The sequence below is a fragment of the Oleiphilus messinensis genome (assembly GCF_002162375.1).
Lineage (GTDB): Bacteria > Pseudomonadota > Gammaproteobacteria > Pseudomonadales > Oleiphilaceae > Oleiphilus > Oleiphilus messinensis.
This window is the reverse complement of the sequence record NZ_CP021425.1, coordinates 785,541-798,809: the sequence shown is the minus strand read 5'-3', so window position 1 is coordinate 798,809 and position 13,269 is coordinate 785,541. Positions and strand designations below refer to the sequence as shown.

The window sequence follows — 13,269 nt, the reverse complement described above, 5'->3', positions numbered from 1 at the left end:
AACATCATAAATCTGGCGTAACCTCAGTACCTGAGTTACGCCAGAATCGCCGTTAGAAATTTGCCTCAACTCGAATCTCACGGAGCTCTCGTCCGCTAAGGTGAGCATTGACAGTCCAGTCGTAATCGATATCAGCCTCGATTTTTATCGCGGACGGTAGATCAGGGCGGTACTGAAAAATAAATTTACGAACACCACCAACCGCGTCAAAGTCAGCTTCAAACCATTTAAAAATACTGGACACATGGAGGTATTTGCCAACGATTTTTGCCCCTTTTGATGGCTGATGCAGAAAACGACGACACTGATCGTCGAGCTGTGCCTCGACCTTATCACCCGTGTAGGGCTCAAGACGCAAGTCCGGGCAACTCAGAGAAGCACAATTCAAGGCCATATGCACCCGAGGATCATGCATCTTACGTAGGACGTTGTGCTCCAGGTGACTCAGTGTCATGCTTTTGCCTCCGATAAACCCTGCATGATGATTCCAGACTGGATTAAAAAGGCTACCAAGAGATTTAACCATTCGAACCGGCCAATTATCGATTACTTTTTTAATGGCCAATATATTGTAAGTATTCAGATAAAAAGCTTTACGCTCATTGTTACCATCGAGTTGTTCAGGATTGAAAGTAGCCAATTCTTCGATCAGCTGCTGAAAGCGGGGATCATGTCTGAGACGGCGGTAGTCTACGAAATTTGCTTCGATACCAAATTTTGCATCCGGCGCAACATACTCGTCCAATAGCTCGGCATAGAGACCCCATTCGGGTTCTCGCGCCGACAATGTGGCACAGTGCAGCAGGAGAAGTAACCCAAAAATCCCCCTCTGCCAAAGGATTCGGTACATCACGCCTCTCTCTTTTTCAAGCTTTTGTTCAAACCTTTGTTCAAGCATTGGTTCAAACATTGGTTCAAACTACAGCCCTTGCCAGATCTATGGCAACCCACTCTGGGTCGCGATTTCCATAATCGCTAATGCTATCATGGCCATATCACTACTCTCACACAAGTCTCTCACGATACTATCACGAGCACCTGTTGGAGCGGCATCATTCGAACAAGCATGCATGATTTGCTCCAGTAATCTACGGTGCTCATCAAACTGACCGGCAACCCGGGCAAACGTTACATCATCACAGGCAACACCTGCATCAAAAATTAACCCGGCATCATCAAGCTGCATCAATACACTTAATGCTTGCGACGATTTTGCTAAAAAACGCGGCTCCATCGTCAATATAAACTGGTCAACGCCGGCAATCCATTGTTCCACCTGATAGCTGGCAAATTGAGCAATGGTCATGGCGCTCTTGATTCTGGCGCTACCCGGTTTGAATTCCAGACAGCCCGATAGATAATACCCTCGTTCGCCTTTGCTGATATCACTGGGATAGCAGCCGACTTGTTGCAATAGTGATTGTGCAAAGCCAATCAAATCCGGGACAGCCCCTTCTTTGATTTCCAATTCCAGTTCACATATAGGGGAAGATTTTCCGCCCGCTTCCACTGCCCCCTGATCGCACGCAACCTCAAACAGCGCCCCATTATGACGCACAACAAATTGAGTCCGAACAAAGTTCGTTTCAAACAGCGGAGCCAGGCTGTCGATTGAAACTTGCTCCGGCCATTCGGCCGTGGCTAAATAATCGCCATTGAGCACGGGCTTATCCAGATCCCATTCCCATTCATTGCGCTGGTGTAAGCCCCCGACACTCTTGCCTTTTGTTTTCAGCGTCTGGATAAAGCGCTCACCCGCTTTGCGAATTCTTAACGCGACCTTGTGTTGCTGCAATAACCTTTCAGGCGTATCGAAGTAAATGTTGACGAGATGTTGCCGGGTATGTTGCGCCTCCTTGGCGATCAGCACAGTTTGCAATCTTTCCAATTGCTCGGGTGTGGTTAAAAACTTGAGTTCTATCTCACTACTCATTTGGGGTCTTCCATTGCTATCAAGGATCGATCAGCACAGCATACCATCAATAGCGCGAAAAATATCAGGCGAAAAAAAACCGACGCCATCGCGCCGGTTTTTCGAAAGAAACTTTCAATCTGGAAACTTAGAATGCGTATACAGCACCCAAAGCCAGTTGAGTTGTTTCTGTGCTATCAGAACTTCCTTCTGGCTCTGCATCAGCCCAGTAACCTTCTACATACACATACATGTTATCAGACATGTTGTGCAGTGCTTGTGCAGAGATTACGTTAACTTCATCGCCAGAATCCTGATCTTCAAATTCGTATGAAACAGCGAAAGTGTTTGCACCCGCAGAGAAGCTGGCAAATACGCCAAACAAATCAGCCACATCTTCACGGGTTTGGAACTCAGCAGATACACTGAAATTATCAGCGCCAAAGCCAGCCATTACACCATAAGTGTTGGAGTTTGGACCTTCGTCACCATCGTTGGAATCCATCGCTACAGCAACCGTGATTGCGTCCATGGAATATTTCGCGCCGATTTGGTAAGGGTAAGACTTATCTGCGTTTTCTGCATCACCGTTGATTTGAACAGCTGCACCGATAGTCAAACCACCAGCGATTTTAGGCGTTTCATATTGGATCAGGTCGCCTTCTCCGGTGTCGTAGTTTCCACCAACATTCAGATCTGCGTACTCGTAGTAGTTTACAATTTTATCGACATAGCTTTCATAAATGGAGTCATCAGAACCGACCCACACTTTACCAAAGTTGCCCTTCAGTCCAATGTACGCTTCGTCCAGTTTGTCCAGACCATTCGGACCTTTCTCATCGGCAGTAAATTCCAATTCAGCCTTCATGAAACCAGTCAGGCCAGGTGCAATTTCGTGCTCGTGCTTAACACCCAAAGTAGAGCCATTGTCAGCTAATTGCTGATTGCTGGTACCACCGTCAATATTCTCATACGCCCAAACCAACTGAATGTTACCGTATACAGTTGGCATGCTGTCCAGTTTAGCAGCCAGCTCAGACGCTGGGTCCATCGCGAATGCTGTTGATGACAAGGTAGCTGCTGCTACTGCTGAAGCGATCAGAGTCTTTTTCATTTCGTCTTCCTTTTGTGAGTTAAAGGTTCACTTCTTGCGAAGTAATCGGGTTTTTACCCTTGTTCTTTTATAAGAGCCTGCCTTACATACCGAGCCTGACAATCAAACTACCGGTAAACACTAAGCCCATCACTGTTTTACGAAAATACATTCGTTCAAACAACTTGCACCTTTCATAAAGCAAACTTAATAAGTATTGCACTTTACCAGGCTGTGCCACCTGACTGTCGCAGAGTGAGATTATAAAAACCAAGCCATAAAATATACGTCGAATAAGACAGAAATATTAAACCGCCCTTTCTATACGTCAAATTTTAATGGCTAAAAATTTTCACATTCTTTCTCTCGCGAAAATTTGCTTACCATTCTCAATCACGGCATTCACAACACAATCAAAGGTGTTGCTCCATTCTGTAAAACAAATACTTACAAGCTGTTTTTAAGAGCTTATCTCATAAATATTTTGTAATACAAAGTCGCGTTTTTTGCAAATCGAACTGCTCGATTTTTTATCAGTTTTTTGTATCCTGATAGTGCAAAATCGCGCGCCACTTCAACCTTTCGTGATTGAACCAGAGTGAAAAATATTACATTTCATCAACTTAGAAATGCACACTTTTTAACCACCCTAAAACCGGAATTTATGTCTCTAACAGAAACGTAACCGGCCCATCATTTATTAAACTAACCTGCATGTTCGCCCCAAAACACCCTGTCGCAACCGAGTCGATCCATTTCCCCGCCTGCTCGACAAAATAATCATAGAGCCGTTGCCCCTCGGAGGGTGCCGCCCCTTTGGAGAAACTCGGTCGCAAACCTTTACGGGTATCCGCGACCAACGTAAATTGAGACACCACAAGCAGGCCACCGGCCATGTCGACAAGACTACGATTCATCTTGCCTTGTTCATCCTCAAAAATCCGATACTGCGCAACCTTTTGGGCCAAACGATCAGCACATGCCTCATTGTCATCACGCTCTACACCAAGTAACAGCAAAATACCGCGTTCGATTTCGCCTACAACTTCGCCATTCACTTCTACGCGGGCTTCAGTGACGCGCTGTACCAATGCCTTCAAAACAGGTCACCGCCGGTCTCATATACGACTAAAGCATCATACTTCAGGAAATTTAGAATAATCATACTATTCTGCTTTTTGCTGCATTATTAGAATGACGCCGAGCGAAATACCCCTAAAGAGGTATCTGATGTCGTCCAAAAGAAAGCATTATTCATGCCAAAAATAAAATTGCAATGAAAATGCGAGACCATAACTAAAAGACGCTGAATACAACATATAGATACGAACCCCAACTCACAGGAAGTCCGGACCAAAACGTGAGCTCATTTTTTCACAAGCTCGAACGAGGCCATCAATAATCGCAGCCTCTGAAGCGGAGTGACCGGCATCACGAATGATCTGCAACTCCGCATCCTCCCAGCGATCACATAGCGACACTGCATTATCAAGCGGGCAAACCATGTCGTATCGGCCATGGACAACGATCCCTGGAATGCCGTTCAACGCAGGGGCTTGATCCAGTAATTGGTTATCAGCCATGAATGCCTTGTTCAGAAAATAATGACACTCGATACGTGCCAGTGAAATCGCAACATGCGGGTGACCAAAGTGCTCCACGACCTTTTGATTTGGATGCAGCGTCGCACACCGCCCCTCCCACGTTGACCAGGCCTTGGCTGCCTGAATCTGCTCCAATTCGTTATCACTGGTCAGGCGGCGGTAATAAGCCTGCATCAGATTGTCTCGCTCGGATTCTGGTATAACAGATAAAAACTCCTGCCAATGCTCAGGAAATACCCTTGAAGCCCCACCTTCACTATAGAACCAGTCAAAGTCTTGTTTACGGCACAGGAATATGCCGCGAAGCACCATACCCAGTACGCGCTCGGGGTGTTGTTGCGCGTAATAGAGACTCAGGGAAGAGCCCCAGGATCCACCAAACAACATCCACTTATCAATGCCCAATTCAGCTCGGATAAATTCCATATCCGAAACCAGATCCTGCGTTGTATTATTCTGCAATTCCGCCAACGGGGTCGATCGCCCGGCTCCACGCTGATCAAACAGAATAATACGGTAGCGCTCCGCATCAAAAAAACGGCGATAGTAGGATTCACACCCGGCCCCTGGACCACCATGCACCACCAGAACCGGCACTCCTTTTGGATTCCCGGATTCCTCCACATAGATTGTGTGGATATCATCGACTTTAAAGCGGTGTTCTGCGTGAGGCTTGATTTCGGGGAAAAGCACGAGCATGAAAGATCCCTGTAGATAGTGTTTTACGTTGAGATGAGTATAGCTATTGTAAAACTGGCCTGCCGACATTTTACTGTTCAGCCTCCAGTTTATCGGTCAGTCTCTAATTAACGTATTTGATGGTTTTGCAATATACCACTACGCCAGAGATCAACGCTAGAGGAAGGGGCCAACAAAAAAGCCGGTAGATGCTCATGCACCACCGGCTTTTTTACTAACACAACAGATTCTGATCTGGATCAAGTCTCATCCAGAACAATTGAAGAATCCATTAGCCTTTTCCTGCGCGACGTCGTTCGTTTTCTTTCAAGAACTTTTTACGCAGTCGGATGAAGTTTGGTGTCACTTCAACCAATTCATCATCATCGATGAATTCCAGCGCCTGTTCCAAAGAATGGCGAACCGGAGGGGTCAATATGATGTTTTCATCCGAGCCCGATGCCCGCATATTGGTTAGCTGCTTGGCTTTAGTCGGGTTAACCACAAGATCATTATCACGGTTATGTAACCCGATAATCATGCCCTCATAAACTTCGGTTCCCGGTTCGATAAACATACGACCCCGGTCCTGCAGGTTGTAAAGCGCGTAACCGAGACTCTTGCCATTTACCATAGAGATCATCACACCGTTAATCCGGGCTCCGACTTCTGTCGGTTTCGATGGGCCATAGTGATCAAAAACGTGGGTCAAGATACCACTACCAGAGGTCATCGTCAGGAACTGCGAGCGAAACCCGATCAGGCCTCGCGCAGGCATGATAAATTCCAGGCGAGTGCGACCCTTGCCGTCTGGGGACATATTTTTCAATTCTGCACGACGGTTGCCCATCTCTTCCATGATTGAACCTTGATGCTCGTCTTCAACATCAATTACAACGTACTCATAAGGTTCTTCCAGCACGCCATCAACTTCTCTCTGAACCACTTCAGGGCGAGATACCCCTAACTCAAATCCTTCGCGTCGCATGGTTTCAATCAAGACCGACAGGTGTAACTCCCCTCGACCGGAAACAATAAACTTCTCAGGCGTTTCGCCTTGTTCAACCCGCAATGCCACGTTGTGGATCAATTCTTTATCAAGTCGTTCTTTAATGTTACGACTGGTGACGAACTTGCCATCCAATCCGGCAAATGGCGAATCATTTACCTGGAACGTCATACTAACGGTGGGTTCGTCTACTTTGAGTGGCGGCAACGCTTCAACTGCACTCGGTGCACAGAGTGTGTCGGAAATATTCAGTTTATCAAGCCCGGAGATGCATACGATATCTCCAGCTGTTGCCTGTTCAACGGGCACTCGCTGCAAACCGTTGAAGCCTTTAACTTCCAGAACACGACCGTTTCGGGTCTTACCTTCACGATCAATCACCGTCACTGGCGTGCTTGGTGCGAGGGAGCCTCGAGTAATCCGTCCCACCCCGATTACACCGACATAAGAGTCGTAATCAAGAGAAGAAATTTGCATCTGGAAAGGCGCATCAGGATCAACGCTGGGTGACGGAACGGTATCCACGATCATTTGGAAAAGTGGCGTCATATCCTCGGCCATAGCCTCAGGATCATCCCCCGCAATACCATTCAATGCAGAGGCATAAATTACCGGGAAATCCAATTGTTCCTCGGTTGCCCCCAAGCGATCAAACAGATCAAAAACTTCGTCCATTACCCAATCAGGACGAGAGCCCGGTCGATCGATTTTGTTAATAACGACAATCGGCTTCAAGCCTTTTTCAAACGCTTTCTGGGTAACAAAGCGGGTTTGTGGCATTGGCCCATCAACAGCATCGACAAGCAACAACACGGAATCCACCATCGACAATACACGCTCTACCTCACCACCGAAGTCGGCGTGTCCGGGCGTATCTACAATGTTGATTCGATAATCCTGCCAGGTGATCGCAGTATTTTTTGCCAAAATGGTAATACCACGTTCTTTCTCCTGATCATTGGAGTCCATAATTCGCTCGGCAGACTGGTCTTTACGGTCCAAGGTTCCGGACTGCTGTAACAACTTATCTACCAGGGTCGTCTTGCCATGATCAACGTGAGCAATAATGGCAATATTTCGTAAATTCTCAATCACACCTTATCCCGCATACTTGCCTGAAATGGACGCGAATTATACTGAAACGTACTCAGAAAAACATTTGTTTTCGGCTTTGGGCACGACTTTTTACACTTCAACTGTAATTTTACCGGTGGTTATCCATACCATCGAGAACAAAGCACCATATTGGTGCCAAACAAAGAATAATGCACCGCCATAGCGCACAACAAGTATTTAACAATTCGCCGTTGAGTCGCTCAGCGGGCCCAATATCCGATGCCGCACACCACAACTGTGCATAAACAGCTGATATTCTGCACTTTTTTAATACATTTCAAGCCTATCACTACAAAACAATCCAACTTGGTACAATTAGTGCTTCGTTCGCGATTAAAATCATAATTGGTTTTTTCAGGCGGTTTGCGGGGAGTCATGCTATGATCCCTCAGGGCATGCCTGAAAATAATCAACACCGTGTGTTGCGATTCGCTTAAACAAACCTGATAATCAGCCACTGTAGAGTCATCAAATGCGGTTGCGCTAGAAATTCTGCAGCAGCTGTTAACCAGAAGTTATTGATAATAACGCAGTCGCCTGATTTTGGTACGCCGATGTGTCTGCCACGCATAACGACATTTCGGCTAAGCAAGTGAGCGGTATCTCTGTCAATAAAAAGATAGCGCGAGTCCGCAACAGCCCGTTGATTATACAACCCCGGATCTTTGCAGGTCTGTCCCGTCTGAGCTTCAGGCGCCAACCCGCAACGAACAAAAAAACTGAAATCTGCATAAAAATACGGAGTATTCATAATGTCAGAGAAAGCTCTGAATCTTATTAAAGAACATGACGTCAAATGGATAGATCTTCGCTTTACAGACACCAAGGGTAAAGAGCAACACGTTACATTGCCAGTTGGCGAAGTCGACGGTGACTTCTTCGAAGACGGCAAAATGTTTGACGGTTCTTCAATTGCAGGCTGGAAAGGCATCAACGAATCCGACATGATCCTGATGCCAGATGACAGCACTGCAGTGCTGGATCCTTTCACCGAAGAAACCACGCTGAACATCACCTGTGATATCGTAGAACCTACTACGATGCAGGGTTACGAGCGTGATCCTCGTTCCGTTGCCCGTCGCGCGGAAGAGTACCTGAAATCGACTGGCATTGCAGACTCAGCACTGTTCGGTCCTGAGCCAGAGTTCTTCGTATTTGATTCTGTGAAATGGAAATCAGATATGAATGGCGCAATGTACTCCATTCACTCTGAAGAAGCAGCATGGGTTTCTCACGAAGACCTGGAAGGTGCGAACGTAGGTCACCGTCCTGGCGTTAAAGGTGGTTATTTCCCTGTACCTCCTGTCGACTCTCTGCATGACTTGCGTGGCGCAATGTGTGCGGCAATGGAGGCAATGGGCCTGCGCATTGAAGTACACCACCACGAAGTAGGAACGGCTGGTCAGTGTGAAATCGGTGTTGGCGCTAACACACTGGTACGCAAGGCTGACGAAGTTCAAATCCTGAAATACTGCGTACATAACGTTGCGCACGCATATGGTAAAACCGCGACCTTCATGCCTAAGCCTCTGGTTGGTGATAACGGCTCCGGTATGCACGTTCACCAATCCTTGTCAAAAGATGGTGTAAACATCATGGCGGGTGACAGCTACGCAGGATTGTCCGAAGCTGCGCTGTACTACATCGGTGGTATCATCAAGCACGCTCGCACCATCAACGCTTTCACCAATGCGTCGACTAACTCGTACAAGCGTCTGGTACCTGGTTTTGAAGCGCCTGTTATGCTGGCTTACTCTGCCCGTAACCGTTCTGCTTCAATCCGTATCCCATTCGTTAACAGTGCTAAAGCACGCCGTATTGAGGTACGCTTCCCTGATCCAACGGGTAACCCATACCTGGCGTTTTCTGCCATGTTGATGGCGGGTCTGGACGGTATCCAGAACAAGATCCACCCTGGCGATGCAATGGATAAAGATCTTTACGATCTGCCAGCAGAAGAAGCAGCAGAGATCCCGACTGTAGCTGAAACCTTCCAGGAAGCACTGGATTGCCTGGAAAAAGATCACGAGTTCCTGACCAAAGGTGGTGTTTTCACTGAAGACATGATCGCAGGCTACATTGATCTGAAGCGTGGCGATATCGAGCGCCTGAACATGACAACTCACCCTGTTGAGTTTGACATGTACTACTCTGTGTAAGCGAGCGGTTTAATCGTCAATCCGCAAGTTGAACAGCGAAAAGCCCGGTGATCCGGGCTTTTTTTTATTGTTCGACACAGCGCACAAAATACTGCTTTCTTGTCGCCCGAACCTCTTCAGAATGGCTGACATTGACTATACTCAGATTGAATTGAGCAGAGACTGTTTTAGACGTCAGACACCGCTAATTGAAAAGCCGAGGGTTCACATGTCACGATCTACACGCCGATTTCGCTGGACTGCCAGCCTGAGCTTATGCACTCTTCTGGGCTTTTCTACTTTATCCATGGCCACCGAAGTCTACCGCTGGGTCGACGAACAGGGGAACGTCCATTTTTCCGATGAGCCCCAGGATGGTGCAGAAAAAATTGAAGTTGGACCGATTATGACGGTGCCACTCCCCACCGTTGCACTCCCTCCCAGCAATACAAACAAACCCCATCGCGCTGAGAAAAAGTACACTGTGCAGATCGTGTCGCCTGATGATAACAGTGCATTTCACTCTGGTAATGGCAGCGTAAATGTTGTGGTTAATCTCTCTCCCGCCCTTCAAAACAGACATCAACTATCTGCCATGATTGACGGCCAGAATGTCTACACGGGAAAATCCACATCATTCAGTGTCGACAGCCTGAATCGGGGAACCCACAACCTCACCGTTCAAATCATTGATATGGGTGGTAATGTCGTCCAAAGTGGGCCAGGAGTCAGCTTTACTGTACATCGCCCAATTGTAAGAAACTAGGCGCGGCCCGCTAGCTAAGTTCTTTCCAAGAGCCAGAACGCAGGGATCGCATTCGTGAGTAGCGCCCTTCGATCTTGCACTGTCTTTCCCACCCTTGCACTGTTTAAGCACCTCAGTTAGCACTTAATTTGCCCCACCAACAGCGCACAGTTCTGGTGCTTGTGCACCGATGCAGTTCGATATAAATTAATCCTATGTCCCGCATTTGTGCGAAAATGTGAGCATAAATTTATCGCTCTTCAACAGAGCCCCGGAACAACTGCCTCCACCACCTCCACGAGCAAGGTAGTTTACGATCTGGATAAATAACCGATCGAGACTAAATAATTGGTTTGCTTTTTGCTTAGTCCGAATAAATCACGGGTGTTAGTATATGTTCTTAACTGGGTTACATAAAAAAATATTGGAGGGGCTGACGGGCGCAGTCATTTTGATCGATGACACGCAAAAAGTTTGCTACCTGAATCCTTCTGCTGAAATGCTCCTTGAGATCAGCGAAAAAAGGCTTAAAGACGCACATATCAATGAGCTGTTTGTGGAGCAGGATGAACAGCCAAGCGCTTCGATCAGTGAAGCCTTTCATAGCGGCCATCCCTTCACCAAGCGAGAAGCTGAACTAGTGCTTCACAGCGGGAGCAGAGTCAGAGTGGACTACTCAGCATCGCCTTATCAAGACGGCAAGCACCACTATATGTTGCTAGAATTGCAACCTCGGGACCGCCTGCTGCGTATCAGTCGTGAAGAAGAAATGATGGCGAAGCAGGAAACCACCCGCATTCTGGTGCGGGGCCTGGCCCATGAAATAAAAAACCCGTTGGGCGGAATTCGGGGTGCGGCACAATTACTTGACCGGGAGTTGGACGACGGCAATCTCTGTGAGTATACCCATATCATCATCGAGGAAGCTGATCGACTGAGAAATCTCGTTGACCGCATGCTCGGCCCCAACAAACTCGTGAAATTTAAGCCCACAAACATTCACGAAGTGTTAGAACGCGTGCATAACCTGATCAGTGTTGAAAGCAACAGCCAGATTGCGCTGATGCGGGATTACGATCCCAGTATCCCGGAGTTCATGGGTGATCAAGAACAACTGATTCAGGCAATTTTGAATATTACCCGCAACGCAATGGAAGCACTGATTAGCCAGGAGGGTCGAACTCTGCCTGGAACGATTACGCTGAAAACGCGAACCCTGAGACAGTTTACCATTGGCCATGAGCGGCACCGCCTGGTTTGTCGTCTGGATATTATCGACAATGGACCCGGTATTCCCAGTGAGTTTATACAGAATATTTTCTACCCCATGGTGAGTGGACGTGCTGAAGGCACCGGCCTGGGCCTGTCAATTGCGCAAAGCATAATTGGACAGCACAAAGGCCTGATTGAGTGTGAAAGTGAACCGGGCCGCACGGACTTTATTATCTATATACCCTTGGAGTTAACCTAATGAGCAAATCTGCACGCGTCTGGATTGTAGACGATGACCGGTCGATCCGTTGGGTACTGGAAAAAGCGCTGAACCAAGCGCATTTCGATACCTTTACCTTTGAATCAGGTGATGGCGTAATGCGCCAGTTGGACAAAGAGCAACCCGACGCCATCATCAGTGATATTCGCATGCCGGGTATTAATGGTCTGGATTTACTGGAAGGCATTCACAATGAATACCCGGATGTGCCGGTAATCATCATGACAGCACACTCCGATCTGGACAGCGCTGTCTCATCTTATCAGAGCGGTGCATTCGAATATCTGCCCAAACCCTTCGACATTGATGAAGCTGTAGAGTTGATCAAACGTGCAGTGACACACTCGCAGGAGCGCAAAGCAGAAAAAGAAAGTTCGCCGAGTGAACCCGCTCTGGTGTCGACCGAAATAATTGGTGAAGCCCCTGCGATGCAAGAGGTATTCCGGGCAATCGGTCGTTTATCCCAATCAAACATTACCGTATTGATCAACGGTGAGTCCGGAACAGGTAAAGAACTGGTTGCCCGGGCATTGCATCAACACAGCCCGCGCAAGGAGTCCCCCTTCATTGCCCTGAACATGGCAGCGATTCCCAAAGAACTGATGGAATCAGAGCTGTTCGGGCATGAAAAAGGTTCATTTACCGGAGCCGGTGGCCAACGCCACGGGCGCTTTGAACAGGCAAATCACGGTACCCTGTTTCTGGATGAAATAGGCGATATGCCCTCTGAAACCCAGACACGGTTATTACGTGTGTTGGCGGATGGTGAGTTTTATCGCGTCGGTGGGAACACACCGGTGAAGGTCGATGTCCGTATTATTGCCGCAACCCACCAGAACCTGGAAAAACTGGTGCATGACGGCAAATTCCGGGAGGATTTGTTCCATCGCCTGAATGTTATCCGAGTCCACTTGCCGAAACTTGCAGAGCGCCGTGAAGATATTCCACGATTGACCAAACACTTCCTGAAAAAAGCCGCTGATGAACTCGCAGTTGAACCCAAAACCCTGCGCCCGGAAACGGAAGAGTTTATGAGTAATCTGCCTTGGGGGGGCAACGTCCGACAACTGGAAAACACTTGTCGCTGGCTGACAGTCATGGCCAGTGGACGGGAAATTCACGTTTCCGACCTTCCCCCGGAGTTACTGGATAGTCATGAAACGGCGCCTACCGGTTCCACCTGGCAAGAAGGACTTCGAATCTGGGCCGACCAGGAATTAAAACTGGGCAAGAAAAACATTCTCGACCTTGCTATACCCGAATTTGAACGAATTATGATCGAGACCGCTTTGAAACACACTGGTGGCCGAAAAAGAGATGCCTCCATTCTTCTGGGTTGGGGACGCAATACCTTGACGCGAAAGATAAAAGAACTCGGCATGGAGTCCGAAGATGATGAAGATGACCTGTAGCGAGGCAAGCTGAAAAACGAACACGATCGCTCCAATATAAGGGCTGTGGAGAACCCAGCCCCATTCAACA

Annotated in this window: 10 protein-coding genes; 4 read left to right on the top strand and 6 right to left on the bottom strand. The window is 47.7% G+C overall.

The genetic code is table 11. The annotated features are described in order from the left end of the window. Positions 1–52: 52 nt before the first annotated feature. From OLMES_RS03630 to typA, 6 genes are all read right to left on the bottom strand, one after another. Positions 53–850, bottom strand: a complete 798-nt coding sequence (locus OLMES_RS03630; RefSeq protein ID WP_087464315.1) for a DUF547 domain-containing protein — start codon at positions 848–850, stop codon at positions 53–55. An 87-nt stretch (positions 851–937) separates the two neighbouring features. Then, positions 938–1,933: a CYTH domain-containing protein gene (locus tag OLMES_RS03625; protein WP_087459999.1), complete on the bottom strand. Its 996-nt coding sequence runs from the start codon at positions 1,931–1,933 to the stop codon at positions 938–940. Positions 1,934–2,060: 127 nt separating this feature from the next. After that, the gene (locus OLMES_RS03620; protein WP_087459998.1) at positions 2,061–3,026 is read right to left on the bottom strand and encodes a porin; all 966 of its coding nucleotides are present in this window, start codon (positions 3,024–3,026) and stop codon (positions 2,061–2,063) included. A 641-nt stretch (positions 3,027–3,667) separates the two neighbouring features. Continuing rightward, positions 3,668–4,105 carry a D-aminoacyl-tRNA deacylase gene (gene dtd / locus OLMES_RS03615; RefSeq protein ID WP_087459997.1) on the bottom strand — a complete coding sequence of 146 codons (438 nt, stop codon included), beginning with the start codon at positions 4,103–4,105 and terminating at the stop codon, positions 3,668–3,670. 237 nt (positions 4,106–4,342) lie between these two features. Further along, a complete protein-coding gene (gene pip, locus OLMES_RS03610; RefSeq protein WP_087459996.1) occupies positions 4,343–5,308 on the bottom strand; it encodes a prolyl aminopeptidase in 966 nt (321 codons plus the stop codon). Between the two features lie 271 nt (positions 5,309–5,579). Next, positions 5,580–7,391 carry a translational GTPase TypA gene (gene typA, locus OLMES_RS03605; protein WP_087459995.1) on the bottom strand — a complete coding sequence of 604 codons (1,812 nt, stop codon included), beginning with the start codon at positions 7,389–7,391 and terminating at the stop codon, positions 5,580–5,582. 773 nt (positions 7,392–8,164) lie between these two features. On the opposite strand from typA, the gene glnA reads away from it, so the two are divergent. The 4 genes from glnA (at position 8,165) to glnG (ending at position 13,199) form a co-directional block, all read left to right on the top strand. Next, complete coding sequence (gene glnA, locus OLMES_RS03595; RefSeq protein WP_087459993.1) at positions 8,165–9,571, top strand: glutamate--ammonia ligase; 1,407 nt, start codon at positions 8,165–8,167, stop codon at positions 9,569–9,571. A 208-nt stretch (positions 9,572–9,779) separates the two neighbouring features. Then, positions 9,780–10,316 carry a DUF4124 domain-containing protein gene (locus OLMES_RS03590; protein ID WP_157678123.1) on the top strand — a complete coding sequence of 179 codons (537 nt, stop codon included), beginning with the start codon at positions 9,780–9,782 and terminating at the stop codon, positions 10,314–10,316. Positions 10,317–10,689: 373 nt separating this feature from the next. Further along, the gene (gene glnL, locus OLMES_RS03585; RefSeq protein ID WP_087459991.1) at positions 10,690–11,766 is read left to right on the top strand and encodes a nitrogen regulation protein NR(II); all 1,077 of its coding nucleotides are present in this window, start codon (positions 10,690–10,692) and stop codon (positions 11,764–11,766) included. Further along, the gene (gene glnG, locus OLMES_RS03580; protein ID WP_087459990.1) at positions 11,766–13,199 is read left to right on the top strand and encodes a nitrogen regulation protein NR(I); all 1,434 of its coding nucleotides are present in this window, start codon (positions 11,766–11,768) and stop codon (positions 13,197–13,199) included. The genes glnL and glnG overlap by 1 nt, the downstream gene beginning before the upstream one ends. Positions 13,200–13,269 lie beyond the last annotated feature (70 nt).

Coding starts and splice junctions, on each gene's coding strand:
- OLMES_RS03620 (WP_087459998.1), bottom strand. CDS start 3,026: ATGAAAAAGACTCTGATCGCTTCAGCAGTAGCAGCAGCTACCTTGTCA.
- OLMES_RS03630 (WP_087464315.1), bottom strand. CDS start 850: ATGTACCGAATCCTTTGGCAGAGGGGGATTTTTGGGTTACTTCTCCTG.
- OLMES_RS03590 (WP_157678123.1), top strand. CDS start 9,780: ATGTCACGATCTACACGCCGATTTCGCTGGACTGCCAGCCTGAGCTTA.
- OLMES_RS03625 (WP_087459999.1), bottom strand. CDS start 1,933: ATGAGTAGTGAGATAGAACTCAAGTTTTTAACCACACCCGAGCAATTG.
- glnL (WP_087459991.1), top strand. CDS start 10,690: ATGTTCTTAACTGGGTTACATAAAAAAATATTGGAGGGGCTGACGGGC.
- pip (WP_087459996.1), bottom strand. CDS start 5,308: ATGCTCGTGCTTTTCCCCGAAATCAAGCCTCACGCAGAACACCGCTTT.
- glnG (WP_087459990.1), top strand. CDS start 11,766: ATGAGCAAATCTGCACGCGTCTGGATTGTAGACGATGACCGGTCGATC.
- glnA (WP_087459993.1), top strand. CDS start 8,165: ATGTCAGAGAAAGCTCTGAATCTTATTAAAGAACATGACGTCAAATGG.